Source organism: Micromonospora sp. LOL_014, assembly GCF_048060245.1.
Lineage (GTDB): Bacteria > Actinomycetota > Actinomycetes > Mycobacteriales > Micromonosporaceae > Micromonospora_E.
This window is the reverse complement of record NZ_JBHMIP010000022.1, coordinates 22042-40966: the sequence shown is the minus strand read 5'-3', so window position 1 is coordinate 40966 and position 18925 is coordinate 22042. Positions and strand designations below refer to the sequence as shown.

The following is an 18925-nucleotide window of genomic DNA, read 5'->3' as shown; positions in this document are numbered from 1 at the left end:
TGGAGCCTTACTGTCCGACCCGGCGGCTACCGGAAGGCGGGTTAGTGCTCCGGCCTGCAGGCCGGGGGTGAAGGACCGCGCCGGGAGGGCCGCCATGGCCCGAGCAGTGCCCTAACCCGGCCGGTTCTGCCGCTGGCTCCACCACTCGTAGGGCACCAGCACGGCGCGCGGCTCCCCGGACTTGGTGATGATCGTGTGCTGGCCTACGTAGTGGGCGGCGTCGACCAGTTTCCCTAGTTCGGGCCGGGCGGCGCGGGCACCGATGGTCTGCGGCCCTCCCCGACCACGCGATGGTCGCGGCGGTCACGACAGCGAGGCCGCCACCTGAACGACCTGCCAGTTCCCCACCCATAAGCGGTGGGAAGAGCGCCGACAAGGCCGTTTCCAGCAGGGTCAGGCCACAAAGGCCGACAACGTGGTCGCTCTCCCCAACAGCAAACCAGCTTGCCGCATCCCGGCCACAAGCGGCAAGCCCATCACCATGCCCGTCAACCACGTGTCCCGGCTCCGCCGGGACGCTGCCGCACACGTGGTCAAGGTCCGAGTTTCGTCTCAGCGGTGTACGTCGAGGACCTCGCTGTTGCTGGATCGGGTCGTACAAGGCTGGCCAAGTCGGTGCACGACGCCGGCTGGGCGCAGTTCACGACCGGGACGTCAACGCCGCACGCAACATCAAGGCCGCCGGACGGCGGACTTCAACGACCGTGGAGCGCAGGTAAGACCGGCACCCGTGCCGGCACCGCGCCGAGAAGCGGTAACCCACCGGAGTTCACCCCTTCGGGGTGTAGCAGACCGGAATCCCTCTTTCTTCAGGAAGAGGAGGACGTCAATCGCCGGCTCCGGTCAGGTCCCGGATCCGTCGGGTCTGTGCCTCCCGCTCGGCGCGTAGCTGGGCGGCGGGGGTGCGGTCGGTGGCTCCGGCGAGCAGGGCCTTGATCTCGACGACCGCGTCGCGGGGCCCGGCCAGCACGGCCGCGACCAGGTCGGCGACTGCCGGGGCCAGTTCCGTCGCGGGCACCACCAGGTTGGCCAGCCCGAGCCGATCGGCCTCGGCCGCGTCGAGCCAGCGACCGGTGACACAGATCTCCAGGGCGCGGGCGTAGCCGACCAGGTCGACGAGTCGCCGGGTGCCGCCGAGGTCCGGCACCAGGCCGAGGGTCACCTCTGCCATCCGCAACCGGGCGTCGTCGGCCAGGACGCGCAGGTCGCAGCCGAGGGCAAGCTGGAATCCGGCGCCGACGGCCGGCCCCTGCACGGCGGCGACGCTGATCACGTCGGGGCGTGCCAGCCAGGTGAAGGCCTCCTGGTACTCGGCGATCCGGGCAGCGCACTCGTCCGGCGGCAGGGCAGCCAACGGCGGCGGGGCCGGATCGTCACCGGGCGGACGGTCGCCAGGCGAGTCGGCTCGCGAATGGTCGGTCGCGGCGAGATCCGCATCGGTGCTACCCGCAACGCTGGGATCGAGCAGTGCCTGGATCGCGCCCCGGTCGAGGCCGGCGGAGAAGGCCCGACCGGCGCCGCGGACCACCACGACGCGAACGTCGCCACGCAACTCCCGGCCGATGCCGCGCAGCGCCCGCCACATCTGTGGGGTTTGAGCGTTGAGCACGTCGGGCCGGTCCAACGTCACCGTCGCGACCGGCCCGTCGTAGTCGAGTCGTACGCCACCGGACACGGTCAACGAGGGCCCTTACCGTGACAGCGGGGTACGGGTCGCAACTGGATCGTCACCCCTTCTTGCGACGCCGAGCGCCGCCACGCTGGCGTAGTTGCACGCCGGACTCGGTGAGCACCCGGTGGACGAACCCGTACGAGCGGCCGGTGGAGGCCGCAAGGGCGCGGATGCTCTCGCCGGATGTATACCGCTTGACCAGGTCCTTGGCCAGGGTCTGACGCTCGGCTCCGACGATCCGGCGACCCTTCTCGGTGGTGGCGGCTGTGCCGGTGGCTGCCATGTTGATTCCTCACGTCCCAGACTGTGCGGTTCGATGCGGTCCCACCTATTAGACCGCCTCCAACGATCATGCGCCAGATATCAACTGTTCGCCAACCGACACGCACGACCCTGTCAGTTACCCGATACGGTGCCGCCGAGCAATCCCACCGGCATGCTGGCAGCCCTTCGCCGACCCTCACCCGGCGCACCTGTTCATACAATTCACGCTATCCGATAATGACGTTCACCGATGCGGCATCGCCCGGGCCGGGCTGCCGGACGGACCGCGCCCTCATGCAAGTTCCACGAGTTCGAGCAGGTCGTCGCTCCACGCATCCTCGTCTCCGTCGGGCAGGAGAATCGCCCGGTCCGGTTTGAGAGCCAGCACCGCACCCGGATCATGGGTCACCAGGACGATGGCTCCGGGATACCGGGCGATGGCATCGAGAACCTGTTCACGGCTGACCGGATCCAGGTTGTTGGTCGGCTCGTCGAGCAGCAATACGTTCGCCCCCGAACAGACCAGCGTGGCCAACGCGAGCCGGGTTTTCTCCCCGCCCGAGAGCACCCCGGCCGGTTTGTTCACGTCCTCACCGCTGAACAGGAACGCACCGAGAATCTTTCGCAGGTCGGTGTCCGCCTGGTCGATCGCCGCACTGCGCATGTGGTCGAGCACCGAACGCTCCACGTCCAAGGTCTCATGCTCCTGCGCGTAGTAGCCGATCCGCAGCCCGTGCCCGGGCCGCACCGCCCCGGAATCCGGCTCGACCAGACCACCGAGAATCCGCAGCAACGTCGTCTTACCGGCACCGTTCAGCCCGAGGATCGCCACCCGGGAGCCACGGTCGACCGCCACGTCGACCCCGGAGAAGATCTCCAACGATCCGTACGACTTCGACAGCCCCGCCGCCGTCAACGGCGTCTTGCCGCACGGGGCCGGGCTGGGCAACCGGACCTTGGCCACCTTGTCAGCGACCCGCTCGTCCTCCAGACCGGCGAGCAGTTTCTCCGCCCGCCGGGCCATGTTCTGCGCGGCCACCGTCTTGGTGGCCTTGGCCCGCATCTTGTCGGCCTGGGCGAGTAGCGCCCCGGCCTTTTTCTCCGCGTTCGCCCGTTCCCGGCGGCGGCGCCGCTCGTCGGTCTCCCGCTGCTGCTGGTACGCCGCCCAGCCGACGTTGTAGACGTCCACAACCGAGCGGGTGGCGTCGAGAAACCAGACCTTGTTGACCACCGCGCCCAGCAGGTCCACATCGTGACTGATCACCACCAGCCCGCCCTTGTGCCCGGCTAGGAAGCCACGCAGCCAGGTGATCGAGTCGGCGTCCAGGTGGTTGGTCGGCTCGTCGAGCAGCAGGATGCCGCCGCCGTTCTCGGCCGCGTCCCGGAACAGGATCCTGGCCAGCTCGATACGGCGACGCTGACCGCCGGAGAGCGTCCCGATCGGCTGGCTCAGCACCCGGTCCGGCAGACCCAGGTTGGCGCAGATCCGGGCCGCCTCCGCCTCCGCGGCGTACCCGCCGAGGGAGGCGAACTGGTCCTCCAGGGTGCCGTAGCGGCGAACCAGACGCTCGTCGGTGCCGCCCTGTGCCAACTGCTGCTCGAGTTCGTTCATTTGCGACATCAGCCGGTCCAGGCCGCGGGCCGACAGCACCCGGTCGCGGGCGGTCACATTCAGGTCGCCGGTTCGCGGGTCCTGCGGGAGATAACCGACCGCGCTGCGCCGGTCGAGCTGTCCCGCGTACGGTAGGCCCTCGCCGGCCAGCACCTTCAGCGTGGTGGTCTTGCCGGCACCGTTGCGGCCGACCAGACCGATCCGGTCGCCGGGCTGCACCCGTAGGGTGGTGTCGGACAGCAGGATCCGCGAGCCCGCGCGCAGTTCCAGGCCGGTAGCGGTGATCATTGATAGCTCACTCCTGAGATCGGAAGCTGACTCGCGGACACGACAAGACGCCGACCGGACCTTCTGTCCGTCGGCGTGGGGCGGTTCAGCCTTCGCAGAGCAGCACGGCCCTATCCTACCGGCGGTCAGTACCGGCACCCCAGTCGGTTTCGCAGCGAGATCATCGACGGCGACGTGGATCGAAGGCATCCGGCGATCCATCCCCGACGGTCTCGCGGAACATCAGCTGACCAAGCGGTACGCGGCGCACCGCCAGCCTGGTGGACCGGCCTGACCGAATCGGGGAACTTGTCCGCCAACGGGGTGATGCACCACGCCGACAGGGATGTTAGGCACATCAGGCGCGCGTAACGATCATTTGACTCCCTGGAGACGACACTCATGCTGCCCGGTGGGATGATGCCCATAACCCAGCTGATCGCGATGATCCGCAGCACTCCGCCGCGACAGGCCGTCGGGTTGCTGGCAGCCATGCCGGCCGACCGGATCCCGGTGGCAGTCGCCGAGCTGACGACCTCTGACCTGGTCCGGCTGCTCCCAGCTGCCAGCGACGACCTACAGTCGCGGTTGATGGGTCTGCTCAGCACCGATCAGCTGGCCGACCTGGCCCGAGCCATGCCGATCCCCGACGCGGTGGCGATGCTCAATCAGCTTCCGGCCGAGCAGGTGCACACGGTGGCCGACCGACTGCCGCAGCCCACCGTCGCTGCCCTGCTCACCGCGATGCCCGCGGACCGACAAACCGATATGCTGTCGGTGATGCGTCCGCAACAGGCGCAGGCGGCCTGGGCCGGCACCTACCAACGGGAGGTGGCCCAGGCGCTCGCCCGGGCCAACGCCGAGGTGAGCATCCCGGCGAACGCCCCGCCGGGAATCGTGCTGGTTCAGATCTTCGGCTGGCAGATCACCGTGGCCGCCCGCCGCGACGACGACGGGCGGGTGGCGGTACGCGACGCCGAGGACGCGGCGTACCGCATGCGCGCCAACGCGGCGCTCGCGGTGACCGACTACCAGCCGGCCGCCGACGTACTTAATTACTGCGACGAGGCCCGCCGGCAGGGGCGCCCGATCAGCGCGGTCAGCTGGGTCGACGACCGGCACGACGGTTTCCTCAAACGGGCCCTGGTCAGCCTGGTGCACTGACGGGCCGCGCCGCCGCCGGCCGAACGTGACGGTCGGCGGCGACGCGGGTACCGTCAGACGTTGAAGCCGAGCGCCCGCAACTGGTCCCGGCCCTCGTCAGTAATCTTGTCGGGCCCCCACGGTGGCATCCACACCCAGTTGATCCGGATGTCGGACACCAGTCCGCCACCGGGTCCAGTGGTCAACGCGGTACGGGCCTGCTCCTCGATCACGTCGGTCAGCGGGCAGGCCGCGCTGGTCAACGTCATGTCCAGGGTGGCGACGTTGTCATCGTCGACGTGTACGCCGTACACCAAGCCGAGATCGACCACGTTGATGCCCAGCTCCGGGTCGACGACGTCCTTCATCGCCTCCTCGATGTCAGCGATCGCCGGCTGGCCGACGCTCGCCGCCGCGGCCGTACCGCCGTCGGCGGGCTCCGTCGCCTGCGTCGCCCCGGTCATGGTCTCTTCGGCACTCACTGCTTCACCTCCGGGCTCGCACCCACACCGGCGCGCGCCGCGGCGTCCTTGAAGGCCATCCACGGCAGCAACGCACACTTCACCCGGGCCGGATAGCGCGCCACACCAGCGAACGCCACCCCGTCACCCAGCACATCCTCATCCGGCTCGACCTCGCCGCGGCCGGACACCAGCGCCACGAAGGCGCCGTGCACCGCCAACGCCTCGCCCACCGGCCGACCGTCGACCAGCTCGTACAGCACACTCGCCGAGGCCTGGCTGATCGAGCAGCCCTGACCGTCGTGCGACACCCCGACCCGGGTGTCGCCACCCAGACTCACCCGTACGGTGATCTCGTCGCCGCAGGTCGGGTTGACGTGGTGTGCCTCCGCCGCGTACGGCTCGCGCAGACCACGCCCCTGCGGACGCTTGTAGTGGTCCAGGATGATCTCCTGGTACAGCTGGTCGAGCTCCATCAGTCGAAGACCTTCCGCGCCTTCTCCAGACCGCGCACCAGCGCGTCGACCTCGCCGGTCGTGGTGTAGAGGTAGAACGAGGCCCGAGTGGTCGCCGGGACGCCGTAGCGCACGCAGACCGGCCGGGCGCAGTGATGCCCGACCCGCACCTGCACCCCCTGGGCATCGAGAATCTGGCCCACGTCGTGTGGATGGATCCCGTCCACCGCGAACGAGACCGTGCCACCCCGCCCGTGTGGCCCGGGCGGGCCGACGATCCGCAGCCCCGGCACGGTGGCCAGAGCTTCCAGGGCGTACGCGGTCATCCGCTGCTCGTGCGCGGCGACCGCCGGCATGCCCAACCCGGAGAGGTAGTCGACGGCGGCACCGAGGCCGACTGCCTGGGCGATCGGCGGGGTGCCGGCCTCGAACCGGGCCGGTGGAGCGGCGAACGTGGACCCGCTCATCGCCACCGTCTCGATCATCGAGCCGCCGCCGAGCACCGGTGGCATCGCGGCGAGCAGCGCGGCGCGGCCCCACAGCACCCCGATCCCGGTCGGACCGCACATCTTGTGCCCGGTGAAGACGATGAAGTCGGCGTCCAGCGCGGCGACGTCGACCGGGCGGTGCGGAACCGACTGCGAGCAGTCCAGCAGCAGCAGCGCACCGACCTCGCGGACCCGCCGGGTGATCGCAGTGAGGTCGTTGACCGTGCCGAGGATGTTCGACATGTGTACCAGCGAGACCAGTTTGGTCCGCTCGGTGACCAGTTCGTCCAGCTGCGACTCGTCCAGCCGACCGTCCTCGGTCAGCCCGAACCAGCGCAGCGTCGCGCCGGTGCGTTCGCAGAGCAGCTGCCACGGCACGATGTTCGAGTGGTGCTCCATCTCAGAGATCACCACCTCGTCGCCGGGGCCGAGCCGGAAACGGGGGTCGGCCCCGATCGCGGCGCCCGTCGAGGCGTTGGAGAACGCGTACGCGACCAAGTTGATCGCCTCGGTGGAGTTCTTGGTGAAGACCACCTCGTCCGGGCTGCCCGCGTTGACGAACGCGGCCAGCTTGGCTCGGGCGCTCTCGTACGCCTCGGTTGACTCGGTGCCGAGAGTGTGCACCGAGCGGGCGACGTTGGCATTGTGCGACTGGTAATAGTCGGTCAGCGCGTCGAGCACCTGGCGCGGCTTGTGCGAGGTGTTGGCGCTGTCCAGGTAGACCAGCGGATGCCCGTTGACCTCCCGACCGAGGATCGGGAAGTCGGCCCGGACGGCGTCAACGTCCAGAGCGGACGGACCGTCCGGCGTCGGCGTGTCCCGGGGGATGGCTATGGTGCTCATCGGCTCGACGCCGCCCTTCTGCACGCGGGGTGATAGTGAGTCTCAGGCCGAGGCCGCGCCGGCACCCGCGACGTACCGCTCGTAGCCTTCGGCTTCCAGCTTCTCAGCCAGCTCCGGGCCGCCCTCCTCGACGATGCGTCCGCCGACGAAGACATGCACGAAGTCGGGCTTGATGTAGCGCAGGATCCGGGTGTAGTGGGTGATCAGCAGCAGGCCGGTCTCCCCGGTGGAGCGGACCCGGTTGACCCCTTCGCTGACCACCCGCAGGGCGTCGATGTCGAGCCCGGAGTCGGTCTCGTCAAGAATGGCCATCTTCGGCTTGAGCAGCTCCAGCTGCACGATTTCGTGCCGCTTCTTCTCCCCACCGGAGAAACCCTCGTTGACGTTGCGCTGCGCGAACGCCGGGTCCATCTGCAGCCGCTCCATGGCCCCGCGCAGCTCACCGGCCCAGGTACGCAGCTTCGGCGCGGCGCCGTCGACAGCGGTCTTGGCAGTACGCAGGAAATTCGCCACCGAGACGCCGGGCACCTCCACCGGGTACTGCATGGCGAGGAACAACCCGGCGCGGGCCCGCTCATCGACCGACATGGCCAGCACATCCGCACCGTCGAGCAGCACCTCCCCGCCGGTGATCTCGTACTTGGGGTGCCCGGCGATCGAGTACGCCAGCGTCGACTTGCCGGAGCCGTTCGGGCCCATGATGGCGTGTGTCTCCCCCGACCGGATGGTCAGCGTCACCCCGGCCAGGATCGGCTTGAGCTCGCCTTCCGGCAGCTTGACCGAAACCTGCAGGTCACGGATATCCAGAACGCTCATGGTGCGGTCACTCCATTGCTCGGCGTCAGACTGACGTAGATGTCGCCGTCGCGGATCTCGACGGGGAAGACGGGTACGGGTTCGGTGGCGGGCAGCCCGGTCGGCTCACCGGTGCGCAGATCAAAGCGCGAACCGTGCAGCCAGCACTCCAACGTGCAGCCGTCCACCTCGCCTTCGGAGAGGGCGACCGCGGCGTGCGAGCACTCGTCGTACACCGCGTGGAAGGAGTCCTCGTCGGTGTGCACCAGGGCGATCTGCGTACCGTCGATGTCGGCGCTGACCGCCGTCCCCTTCGGGATCTCGGCGGTGGCGCAGACCCGGATCAGGTCGGACATGCTCAGCGGGTCCCCTCGGTGACCGCACCGGGCTGGCCGGGCTGGCCGGGCACGGTCGGTGGTGCCGCCACGTCGGCGGTGCGCGGCGCGACCGCGCCGGCCTCGACACGCCGCAGCCGCTGCTCGATCGCGTCGCCGAGCCGGTCGCGCAGCTCGGCCACCGGGATCTTGTCGACCAGCTCGGCGAAGAACCCGCGGACCACCAGCTTGCGCGCCTCGGCCTCCGGGATGCCCCGGGCCATCAGGTAGAACAGTTGCTCGTCGTCGAACCGGCCGGTGGCGCTGGCGTGCCCGGCCCCGGCCACCTCGCCGGTCTCAATCTCCAGGTTGGGCACCGAGTCGGCCCGGGCGCCGTCGGTCAGCACCAGGTTCCGATTGATCTCGTACGTGTCGGTGCCGGTGGCCTCGGCGCGGATCAGTACGTCGCCGACCCAGACGGTGTGCGCGCCGTCGCCCTGCAGCGCCCCCCGGTAGCCGACGTTGCTGCGGCAGTCCGGCACGGTGTGGTCCACCAGCTGCCGGTGCTCCAGGTGCTGGCCGGCGTCGGCGAAGTAGAGCCCGAACAGCTCGGCGTCGCCGCCCCGGCCGGTGTACTCGACGCTGGTGAACTGGCGTACCAGGTCACCGCCGAGGGTGACCTGGATGTGCGTGACCCGGGCGTCGCGGCCGAGCCGGAACTTCAGATGCTGCGCCTGCACCGCGTCGGATGCCCAGTCGGCGATGGTGACCAGGGTCAGCGTCGCACCGTCACCGACGAGCACTTCGACGTTGTCGGCCAGGGTGGTCGAGCCGACCTGGTCGAACACCAGGGTCACCTCGGCGAACCGGCCGACGTCGACCAGGGTGTGCCCGTACGCGATCTGGTCCGTCCCGGTGCCGAGCACCCGGACCACGGCCGGCTCGGCCGGGGTGGCCTCCGGTGCGACCTCCACCAGCAGGACCTCGGAGCACCCGGTGTAGGCCAGAGCGCTGATTCGGTCGAACGGGGTCAGTACACCGCCCATCCGTCGGTCGGTGCGGTCGACCTGACCCGCTGTCACCCCGGCGGGCAGATCGGCGTACTCGTACCGGACCGAGCCGCTGGCCGCCGGAGTCCCGGTGGCCAGTCCCCGCATCCGCTTGAGCGGGGTGAAGCGCCACTCCTCCTCCAGGCCGGTGAGGGCCGGGAAGTCGGCGACATCGTACGAGCGCAACGCCTGCGACTTGGTCTTGGGCGGCGCGGAGGCCTGAATAGTCATCTCTTCCTGTTCTCGGCGGTGTCGGTGGGGCGGTGTCTCGGGCGGGTCAGCCGACCGCGCCCTCCATCTGCAGCTCGATCAGCCGGTTCAGCTCGAGGGCGTACTCCATCGGGAGTTCCTTGGCGATCGGCTCGATGAAGCCCCGGACGATCATGGCCATCGCCTCGTCCTCGCTCAGACCCCGGCTCATCAGGTAGAACAGCTGGTCGTCACTGACCTTGGAGACGGTCGCCTCGTGCCCCATGGCGACGTCGTCCTCGCGGATGTCGACGTAGGGGTAGGTGTCCGACCGGGAGATCGCGTCAACCAGCAGCGCGTCGCACTTCACCGTCGACCGGCTGTGCTGCGAGCCCTCCAGCACCTGGACCAGCCCACGGTAGGAGGTGCGCCCGCCGCCGCGGGCGATCGACTTGGAGACGATCGTCGAGGAGGTGTGCGGTGCCGCGTGCACCATCTTCGCGCCGGCGTCCTGGTGCTGCCCCTCGCCAGCCATCGCCACCGAGAGCACCTCGCCCTTGGCGTGCTCACCGGTCATGAACACGGCCGGGTACTTCATGGTGACCTTGGAACCGATGTTGCCGTCGATCCACTCCATGGTGGCGCCGGCGTGGCAGACGGCCCGCTTGGTGACCAGGTTGTAGACGTTGTTCGACCAGTTCTGGATGGTCGTGTAGCGGCAGCGGGCGTTCTTTTTCACCACGATCTCGACCACCGCGCTGTGCAGCGAGTCGGAGGAGTAGATCGGCGCGGTGCAGCCCTCGACGTAGTGCACGTAGGCACCCTCGTCGACGATGATCAGGGTCCGCTCGAACTGGCCCATGTTCTCCGTGTTGATCCGGAAGTAGGCCTGCAGCGGGATCTCCACGTGCACGCCCTTCGGCACGTAGATGAACGATCCACCGGACCAAACCGCCGTGTTCAGCGCGGCGAACTTGTTGTCGCCGACCGGGATCACGGTGCCGAAGTACTCCTTGAAGATGTCCTCGTGCTCCCGCAGCGCGGTGTCGGTGTCGAGGAACACCACGCCCTGCTCCTCCAGGTCCTCACGGATCTTGTGGTAGACCACCTCGGACTCGTACTGGGCCGCGACGCCAGCGATCAGCCGCTGCTTCTCCGCCTCCGGGATGCCCAGCTTGTCGTAGGTGTTCTTGATCTCCTCGGGCAGGTCCTCCCAGCTGGCGGCCTGCTGCTCGGTGGAGCGGACGAAGTACTTGATGTTGTCGAAGTCAATTCCGGTGAGGTCGGCACCCCAGGCCGGCATGGGCTTGCGGCCGAACAGCCGCAGCCCTTTGAGCCGCAGGTCGAGCATCCACTGCGGCTCGTTCTTCTTGGCGGAGATGTCACGCACCACCGCCTCGTTGAGCCCGCGCTGGGCGGCGGCGCCGGCCACGTCGCGGTCGGCCCAGCCGTACTCGTACCGGCCGAGGGCCGCGAGGTGCTCCTCCTGGGAGATGGGCGCGACGGTCTGCTCGGTCATCTATCTGTCCTCACAGTGCTGGTGACGTGGTCGGTGGAAACATTGATGGCAACGGTCGGGGTGCCGCCGGCCCGTCTCGGGTCTGGAATGTGCGTGGTGCACACCCCGTCGCCGTGAGCGATGGTGGCCAGCCGCTGCACGTGGGTGCCGATCAGGCGGGAGATCACCGCAGTCTCAGCCTCGCACAGCTGCGGAAACTCGGCAGCCACATGGGCCACGGGACAGTGGTGCTGGCACAACTGCCCCCCGGAGGCGATCGTGGATGCGTTGGCAGCGTAGCCCTCGGCGCTGAGTGCGGCGGCGAGAGCTTCGGCGCGGGCGATCGGGTCCGCACCGGCATCGTCGATCGCCGCCCGGCACCGCGCCTCCAGCCCGGCGACCTGAGCCGCCGCGAACGCCTCGAGCTCCGCCTCGCCGCCGTGACCGGCAATCCAGCGCAGCGCGGCGGCGGCCATACTGTCGTAGCGGTAACGCCCGTGCCGGGACCGGGCGTCGTCGCTGAGCCGGAAGACCTTGGCCGGCCGACCGCGTCGTCGACGGGCCCGGGTGACCGCGTCCCGGGTCACCACGTCGCCGTCGGCGAGCATCGCGTCCAGGTGTCGGCGGATCGCGGCCGGGCTCAGCCCGAGCTCGTCACCGAGCTGAGCGGCGGTCGCCGCCCCCCGCTCCAGCAGCAGCGCGACCAGGCGGTCCCGGGTACGCCCGTCCGGGCCGGCAGCGACCGCACCGGTCGCCGACCCGCCCTCTGGAAGGCCCACCCTGTTTTTCACTACGCCAACGTTACGTATTTCAGCGGTCGGCCGCAAACGCGCCCCCGGGTGATCCACCGCACCGAGCCTGACCGCCACCGCGACCAGCACGGCGAAGCCTTGCCGCAGTCGGCCGGCGGCACCGCAGGGCTGTGGTACCGGCGGCACCGCACAGTTGTGGTATCCGCCATATCGGTACGATTGCCGCCGTGCCCGTCTCCCCGTCCGGTCGACTGTCCGCCGGCCCCGCCCTGCTCCGGCGGCTCGCGCTCGCCTCACTGGTGGCCAACGTCGCGATCGTGCTGACCGGGGGCGGCGTGCGGCTCACCGGGTCCGGGCTCGGCTGCCCGACCTGGCCGCGCTGCACCGACGACTCCTACGTCACCACGCCGGAGATGGGCGTGCTCGGCATCATCGAGTTCGGCAACCGGGTCCTCGGCATCCTGGTCGGCATGATCGCGCTCGCCACCCTGCTGGCGGTGCTGCGGTCCCGGCCACGCCGGTTGGACCTGCGCGGACCGGCCCTCGGCGTTCTAGGTCTGGTGATCCTGCAGGGCCTGATCGGCGGGGTCAGCGTCCGGGTGCAGCTCAACCCCTGGGTGGTGGCGCTGCATTTCATGCTGTCGATGGTCGCCGTAGCGGTGGCGTACGGATTGTGGCGACGGGTACGCGCCGGCGGCCGCACCACCCGCGACGTGGTGGCCCGGCCGCTGCGCCAGTTGGCCCTCGTGATCACCGCCGTGAGCTTCGGGGTGCTGGTGCTCGGCACCGTGGTGACCGGCAGCGGCCCGCACGCCGGTGACCCGGACGCCGGGCGCACCGGGCTGGATCCGCAGGCCATGTCCCAGCTGCACGCCGACTCGGTCACCCTGCTGATCGGGTTGTCGGTCGCCTGGTGGTTCGCGTTGCGCGCGGTCGGCGCACCCCGACCGGCGGTCCGCGCGGCCGCCGTGCTCGTCGTCGTGGAGATCGCCCAGGGACTGATCGGCGTGGTGCAATACCTCACCGACCTGCCGGTCGCGCTGGTCAGCGCGCACATGCTCGGCGCGTGTCTGGTGTGGCTGGCCACCCTCGGCGTGCTCTGGTCGACCCGGACCCGGGAGCCGACCGGGCCGGATTCAGCCGCTACCAGGGTGGTTTCTGACGACGGCAACGAGCGCCCCCTGGCCAGAGCGCAACCTTAAGATCACCAACCGTTGAAGACGGTTGAAGACGGCAGACCTATCCCCATAGCGGAGAGTACCGGTGAGGCTACGCCTGTGCCGGGGCACAACCACCGGCACGACGAACCGGGCGCGGCAGTGACGGTCCCCCCGTGCCGTGGCTGCCGCGCCCCTGGTCGGTTCCCTGCCTGGACCAGACCCGCGTAGCGGTACCCCGGACGATCCTCCGTCACCGCACGCGCACTCCCGCGTTTTCCTGACTGACCCACTTTCGGAGTTCCCGCGTGTCTACCTCCCGAACGAGCCGGTCCGGCACCGTCGCCGCGACGTTGGCCCGGTCCCGCCTGGGCGTACCCCAGGTGTTGTTCTTCGTTCTCGCCGCCGCCGCGCCCCTGACCGTGGTGGCCGGCGGCGCCAGCACCGGCTATGCCGTCACCGGCACCACCGCGGTGCCGGTCGCCTACCTGCTCATCGCGGTGGTGATGGCGGTCTTCGCCGTCGGCTACGTGGCGATGAGCCGGCACGTCGTCAACGCCGGCGCGATGTACAGCTACGTAGCGCACGGTCTCGGCCGGATCCCCGGCATCGCGGCGGCGTTCGTCGCCGTCGTCGCGTACAACGCGATGCAGATCGGGCTGTACGGCGCCTTCGGCGTGGTTGCCGCCGAGGTACTCGCCGTCGCCGGTGCCACCGTGCCGTGGTGGCTCTGCGCGCTGGCCGGCTGGGCCCTGGTGACCGCGCTCGGCCTGGCCCGCGTCGACCTCAACGGCCGGATCCTGGCCGGCCTGCTGCTGGCCGAGCTCGCGGTCATCATCGGCTACAGCATCGTCATGGTCGGCCACCCCGCCGACGGTGCCGCCGCGGCGGGTCTCGACCCCCGCCAGCTGCTCACCCCGGGGGTGGCGGCGATGCTGGTCGGCGGCATAGCCGGTTTCGTCGGTGTCGAGGCCGGCACGGTGTTCGCCGAGGAGACCCGGGATCCGCGTCGTACGGTCGCCCGGGCCACCTACCTGGCGGTGACGATCGCCGGAGTCTGCTACGCGGGTTCCGCCTGGACGATGGCGGTGGCGGCCGGCCCGAACGACGTCGTCGCCCAGGCCCGCGAGCACGGCACCGAATTGATGTTCGTGCTGGTCGACCCGCACATCGGCACGACGCTCGTGGACGCCGGCCGGTTGTTGTTCCTGACCAGCCTGTTCGCCGCGCTGCTCGCGTTCCACAACACCGTTGCCCGGTACCTGTTCGCCCTCGGGCGGGAACGGGTGCTGCCGGCGGCGCTCGGCCGGACGAACCGGCGGACCGGCGCGCCGAAGCTTGGCTCGCTGGTGCAGAGCGGGCTGGCCGTCGCGGTGATCGTGGCGTACGCGGCGACCGGCCTGGATCCCATCACCCACCTGTTCTTCTGGGTGACCGTCACCGGTGGGCTCGGCGTGCTGATCCTGATGACCGTGACCTCGCTCGCGGTGATCGGCTACTTCCGCCGCGACCCGCGTGGCGAGTCGGCCTGGCGGCGACTGGTCGCGCCGGGCGCGGCCACCGGCGCGCTCGGGCTGATCCTCATCGGCACCGTCACCAGCTTCGGTGACCTGCTCGGCATCGGCGCGTCCCCGCTGCGCTGGTGGTTCCCGGCCGGGTACGCCCTGGCCGCGCTGGCTGGCGTCGGCTGGGCGCTCTGGCTGCGCGCCAGGTGCCCGCAGACGTACCGGACGATCGGCTGGGGCGCCGACAGCGGCACCGCGCTACCGGTGCCACCGGCACCCGTCCGGCCGCCGGCCCACGTCTAGTCGCGTCTAGCCGCCGACCAGCCGGACGTCCAGCCGCAGGTTGCCGCGGCGGACAACGAGCGAGACCCGGGCGTAACCGCCCGGGTCTCGCTCGGCTCTGATTCTCCAGCTGACGGACCGCTCGTCCAGTCACGCAACTGGTCGTCGTTCGTTGTGCAGGACGGGAACGGGCTGGTCAGCGCGCCAGACTGCGACGCGACATCGACCGCCACAGGTCGTTGCTGGGTCGCATCTGATCCATCAGCTCCCGCTCCCACTCGTTCTCAATCTCGACCCCCGCCTTGAGGCAGGCGGCGCGGGCCACGTCGGTGCCGTCAGCGAACTGGTCGCCCCAGGCGCCGTCCTCCCCCACCAGGACGATCCGTGCGCCACGCTTGCCGACATACTCGATGACCGCCTTCGCACCGCCGTGGCCAGCGGCGAAGGACCGGATGCCGGCGACCAGACCAGAGGGGGCGTCCCCCGGGACGGATTCGGTCGCCAGCGTCGTATCGGAACCATCTGCCATACGCGAAGCGTAAGCAGAGCGACGACGTTTCGCCGATCGGATGTCGGCTTTTTGTGACTCCAATCATCCGTGGGCTTAAGAAGTTCCACAGATGATTGATCGTGATTTCTACTATGAAAAGGGACAAATTTCAGCACGAAGAACGGCAAACACGACAGAAGTTAGGGACCCGGACGGGCGAGACCCAGCGTCAGGTCAGAGCGACCCAGCGTCAGATCAGCGCGTCCATCGCCACGGCGACGAAGAGCACCGTGAGGTAGGTCGTCGACCAGTGGAACAGCCGCATCGGCTGGACCGGCAGACCACGCCCGGACCGGCGCTGCAGCCGGTGGGCCTCCAGCAGGAAGACGACCCCGACCACGACCGCCGGCACCGCGTAGATCGGCGACATGCCCAACGGCCAGACCAGCACCGACGACCCGACCGTCAACCAGCTGAACAGCACGATCTCCACGCCCACCCGACGTTCGGAGGCCACCACCGGCAGCATCGGGATCCCGGCCCGCGCGTAGTCCACCTTGTACTTGATCGCCAACGCGTAGAAGTGCGGCAGCTGCCAGAAGAACACCACGGCGAACAGCGCCCAGGCCACCGGGGCCAGGCCACCGGTCACCGCCGCCCAGCCGATCAGCACCGGAGCGGCGCCGCAGATGCCACCCCAGAACGTGTTCTGCGGCGTCGTGCGCTTCAACCACAGCGTGTAGACGAGGTCGTAGTAGGCGATCGCCGCGAGGGTCAGCCCGGTGGCGATCCAGTTGGTGAAGACCGCCATCAGGGCCACCGAGCCCACCGCGAGCACCAATCCGAAGATCAGTGCGTGCCTGGGGCCGACCACGTGGTTCGGCAGCGGCCGGCGCTTCGTCCGGCGCATCAACTGGTCGATGTCCCGGTCGATGAAGCAGTTCAACGCGTTCGCCGCACCGGCGGCCAAGGTACCGCCGACCAGCACCACCGCCACCAGCCCCAGCGACGGCAGCCCACCGGCCGCGACCATCATCGTCGGTACGGTCGTGACCAGCAGCAGCTCGATGATCCGCGGCTTGGTGAGCGACACGTACGCCCGGACCACGGCCAGCCCGGGGGCGGCCACCGGTCCCGGATCCACCACCGCTGTGCCGGGCACCCGGTCCGCTTCGACGACGGACCTGACCCGCGCCCGGTCATGGGCGGGGCGCTCGGTGACCATGCTCACGGGCTGCACCTTCCGGCGTCGGCGGCGGGTGACCTTCAACTGGCGGCGCGACCTGCGGGCCGACGCGCCTCCGACAGCGTACGCGCAGGTATTTCGCCTGCCCGGCCGACCCGTCACCGGTGCTCGTCGTCACACCCGGCAGGCTTTCCACCGGCCACGATGCGTATCCCCCGGTGGTCGGTCGGAGGTTCCGACGACCGACCACGCCCTGGACGACCATCCGGTTGTCGAGATCGGCGGGCGCGCGTTCAACCCTGCTCGATAGGGTCGTGACGAGGGTTCCGCCTACCTGCTGGACGAGGAGCACATCCACCGTGGCTGCAACACCAACCGATGCCCCCCTGAACTGGTCCGACCTCGACCGCCGCGCGGTCGACACCGCACGCGTGCTGGCCGCCGACGCCGTGGAGAAATCCGGCAACGGCCATCCGGGCACCGCGATGAGCCTCGCTCCCGCGGCGTACCTGCTGTTCAACCGGGTCATGCGGCACGACCCGAGCGACCCGGACTGGGCCGGCCGGGACCGGTTCGTCCTCTCCGCCGGCCACTCCAGTCTCACCCTGTACATCCAGCTCTTCTTCTCCGGTTACGGCCTGAGCCTGGACGACCTCAAGGCGTTGCGGCAGTGGGGATCGCTGACCCCCGGACACCCGGAGCACGGCCACACCCGGGGTGTGGAAACCACCACCGGGCCGCTCGGCCAAGGGCTGGCCAACGGGGTCGGGATGGCGATCGCCGCCCGCCGGGAGCGCGGCCTGCTCGACCCGGACGCCGCACCCGGCGAGTCAGTCTTCGACCACAACATCTGGGTGATCGCCTCCGACGGTGACATCGAAGAGGGCATCACCCACGAAGCCAGCGCCCTGGCCGGGCACCAGAAGCTCGGCAACCTGACCGTCGTCTACGACGACAACCAGATCTCCATCGAGGACGACACCCGGATCGCGCTCAGCGAGGACGTCGCCGCCCGTTACGCAGCGTACGGCTGGCACGTGCAGACCGTCGACTGGCGGGCCGGCGCGGCCGGCGACGGCGAGTACCACGAGGACGTCGAGGCGTTGTACGCGGCGCTGACCGCCGCCCGCGCCGAGACCGACCGCCCGTCGTTCATCGCGCTGCGCACCATCATCGGCTGGCCAGCGCCGAAGAAGCAGAACACCGGCAAGATCCACGGCTCGGCGCTCGGCGCCGACGAGGTCGCCGCCACCAAGGAGGTCCTCGGCTTCGACCCCAACCAGCACTTCGCGGTCGACGACAAGGTCTTCGCCCACATCCGCGAGGTACTCGACCGGGGCCGGCAGGCACACGCGAAGTGGACCGAGAAGTACGACGCCTGGGCGCAGGCCAACCCGGAGCGCAAGGCGCTGCACGACCGGCTCGCCACCCGTACCCTGCCGACCGGCTGGACCGACGCGCTGCCGGACTGGCCGGCGGACCCCAAGGGGGTCGCCACCCGGGCCGCCTCCGGCAAGGTGCTGACCGCGCTCGCCGCCGAGCTGCCGGAGCTGTGGGGCGGCTCGGCCGACCTGGCGGAGAGCAACAACACCACGATGAAGGGCGAGCCGTCGTTCGTCCCGGCCGAGTACGCCACCAAGGAGTTCCCCGGCCACGAGTACGGCCGCACCCTGCACTTCGGCATCCGCGAGCACGCCATGGGCGCGATCCTCAACGGCATCGCGTTGCACGGCGGCACCCGCCCGTACGGTGGCACGTTCCTGGTGTTCAGCGACTACATGCGCCCGGCGGTGCGGCTGGCCGCGCTGATGAAACTCCCGGTGATCTACGTCTGGACGCACGACTCGATCGGGCTCGGCGAGGACGGCCCCACCCACCAGCCGATCGAGCACCTGTCGGCGCTGCGGGCCATCCCCGGCCTGGACGTGGTCCGCCCGGCCGACGCCAACGAGACCGCCTGGGCGTGGCGGGTCGCCCTGGAGCACACCGACCGGCCGACCGCGCTGGCGCTGACCCGCCAGGCGGTGCCGGTCATCGACCGGGACGTCTACGCCTCGGCCGAAGGAGTCCGCAAGGGCGGCTACGTGCTGGCCGACGCCGGCAACGCCCAGCCGCAGGTGATCCTGATGGGCTCCGGTTCCGAGGTGCAGCTGCTGCTCACCGCCCGGGAGCGCCTCGAAGCCGAGGGCGTCGCCACCCGGGTGGTCTCGATGCCGTGCCAGGAATGGTTCACCGAGCAGGACGAGGCGTACCGCGAATCGGTGCTGCCGCGCGGGGTCAAGGCCCGGGTCAGCGTCGAGGCCGGCATCGGCATGTCCTGGCGCGGCCTGGTCGGCGACTGCGGCGAATCGGTCAGCATTGAACACTACGGGGCCAGCGCCCCGTACCAGGTGCTGTTCGAGCAGTTCGGCTTCACCGCCGACGCCGTGGTCGCGGCGGCGCACGCGTCGCTGACCCGGGTCGGCGCCATCACCGGCACCACCACCGGAAACTGAGGAGGCAC

General features: G+C 69.9%; 17 protein-coding genes and 1 pseudogene. 4 read left to right on the top strand and 14 right to left on the bottom strand.

The genetic code is table 11. The annotated features are described in order from the left end of the window. Positions 1-111: 111 nt before the first annotated feature. From ACFHW1_RS19450 to ACFHW1_RS19435, 4 genes are all read right to left on the bottom strand, one after another. Entirely contained in the window at positions 112-264 is a 153-nt protein-coding gene (locus ACFHW1_RS19450) for a type II toxin-antitoxin system Phd/YefM family antitoxin (RefSeq protein WP_416615902.1), read from the bottom strand. A 562-nt stretch (positions 265-826) separates the two neighbouring features. Then, positions 827-1681 (bottom strand): enoyl-CoA hydratase/isomerase family protein, encoded by an 855-nt coding sequence (locus ACFHW1_RS19445; protein ID WP_416554862.1) that lies wholly within the window; start codon positions 1679-1681, stop codon positions 827-829. Between the two features lie 46 nt (positions 1682-1727). Next, on the bottom strand, positions 1728-1955 hold the full coding sequence (locus tag ACFHW1_RS19440) for a helix-turn-helix domain-containing protein (protein ID WP_123602399.1): 228 nt from the start codon (positions 1953-1955) through the stop codon (positions 1728-1730). A 273-nt stretch (positions 1956-2228) separates the two neighbouring features. Beyond that, positions 2229-3836, bottom strand: coding sequence for an ABC-F family ATP-binding cassette domain-containing protein (locus ACFHW1_RS19435; protein ID WP_416568364.1), 1608 nt, complete (start codon positions 3834-3836; stop codon positions 2229-2231). Between the two features lie 399 nt (positions 3837-4235). On the opposite strand from ACFHW1_RS19435, the gene ACFHW1_RS19430 reads away from it, so the two are divergent. Next, positions 4236-4979: a magnesium transporter MgtE N-terminal domain-containing protein gene (locus ACFHW1_RS19430; RefSeq protein ID WP_416615887.1), complete on the top strand. Its 744-nt coding sequence runs from the start codon at positions 4236-4238 to the stop codon at positions 4977-4979. A 53-nt stretch (positions 4980-5032) separates the two neighbouring features. Here the strand turns inward: ACFHW1_RS19430 and ACFHW1_RS19425 are convergent, their stop codons facing one another. Genes ACFHW1_RS19425 through ACFHW1_RS19390 form a run of 8 tightly spaced genes read right to left on the bottom strand, consistent with a single transcriptional unit; the run spans position 5033 to position 11841 of the window. Further along, positions 5033-5422, bottom strand: a complete 390-nt coding sequence (locus ACFHW1_RS19425; RefSeq protein WP_416555009.1) for a metal-sulfur cluster assembly factor — start codon at positions 5420-5422, stop codon at positions 5033-5035. Positions 5423-5436: 14 nt separating this feature from the next. Next, entirely contained in the window at positions 5437-5895 is a 459-nt protein-coding gene (gene sufU / locus ACFHW1_RS19420; protein ID WP_416554856.1) for a Fe-S cluster assembly sulfur transfer protein SufU, read from the bottom strand. Next, on the bottom strand, positions 5895-7205 hold the full coding sequence (locus ACFHW1_RS19415; RefSeq protein WP_416554854.1) for a cysteine desulfurase: 1311 nt from the start codon (positions 7203-7205) through the stop codon (positions 5895-5897). Before ACFHW1_RS19415 ends, sufU begins: the two co-directional genes overlap by 1 nt. Before the next feature lie 42 nt (positions 7206-7247). Further along, entirely contained in the window at positions 7248-8021 is a 774-nt protein-coding gene (gene sufC, locus ACFHW1_RS19410) for a Fe-S cluster assembly ATPase SufC (protein WP_281550395.1), read from the bottom strand. Continuing rightward, positions 8018-8347, bottom strand: a complete 330-nt coding sequence (locus tag ACFHW1_RS19405) for a non-heme iron oxygenase ferredoxin subunit (protein WP_123604783.1) — start codon at positions 8345-8347, stop codon at positions 8018-8020. Before ACFHW1_RS19405 ends, sufC begins: the two co-directional genes overlap by 4 nt. Before the next feature lie 11 nt (positions 8348-8358). Then, positions 8359-9594, bottom strand: coding sequence for a Fe-S cluster assembly protein SufD (gene sufD / locus ACFHW1_RS19400; RefSeq protein ID WP_416554852.1), 1236 nt, complete (start codon positions 9592-9594; stop codon positions 8359-8361). Positions 9595-9640: 46 nt separating this feature from the next. Then, positions 9641-11071: a Fe-S cluster assembly protein SufB gene (sufB, locus tag ACFHW1_RS19395; RefSeq protein ID WP_416615886.1), complete on the bottom strand. Its 1431-nt coding sequence runs from the start codon at positions 11069-11071 to the stop codon at positions 9641-9643. Further along, positions 11068-11841 carry a helix-turn-helix transcriptional regulator gene (locus tag ACFHW1_RS19390; RefSeq protein ID WP_416554850.1) on the bottom strand — a complete coding sequence of 258 codons (774 nt, stop codon included), beginning with the start codon at positions 11839-11841 and terminating at the stop codon, positions 11068-11070. Before ACFHW1_RS19390 ends, sufB begins: the two co-directional genes overlap by 4 nt. Positions 11842-12029: 188 nt before the next feature. Between ACFHW1_RS19390 and ACFHW1_RS19385 the strand changes: the two genes are divergently transcribed. Then, a complete protein-coding gene (locus ACFHW1_RS19385; RefSeq protein WP_416554848.1) occupies positions 12030-13004 on the top strand; it encodes a COX15/CtaA family protein in 975 nt (324 codons plus the stop codon). 263 nt (positions 13005-13267) lie between these two features. Continuing rightward, the gene (locus ACFHW1_RS19380) at positions 13268-14767 is read left to right on the top strand and encodes an APC family permease (RefSeq protein WP_416554846.1); all 1500 of its coding nucleotides are present in this window, start codon (positions 13268-13270) and stop codon (positions 14765-14767) included. A gap of 175 nt (positions 14768-14942) precedes the next feature. Here the strand turns inward: ACFHW1_RS19380 and ACFHW1_RS19375 are convergent, their stop codons facing one another. Both ACFHW1_RS19375 and ACFHW1_RS19370 read right to left on the bottom strand, forming a co-directional pair. Further along, on the bottom strand, positions 14943-15275 hold the full coding sequence (locus ACFHW1_RS19375) for a hypothetical protein (protein WP_123602407.1): 333 nt from the start codon (positions 15273-15275) through the stop codon (positions 14943-14945). A gap of 211 nt (positions 15276-15486) precedes the next feature. Beyond that, positions 15487-16347: pseudogene (locus ACFHW1_RS19370) on the bottom strand (heme o synthase); the annotation flags it as partial. A 434-nt stretch (positions 16348-16781) separates the two neighbouring features. Here ACFHW1_RS19370 and tkt point away from each other — a divergent pair. After that, the gene (gene tkt, locus ACFHW1_RS19365) at positions 16782-18917 is read left to right on the top strand and encodes a transketolase (RefSeq protein ID WP_416568367.1); all 2136 of its coding nucleotides are present in this window, start codon (positions 16782-16784) and stop codon (positions 18915-18917) included. The last annotated feature ends 8 nt before the right edge of the window (positions 18918-18925 follow it).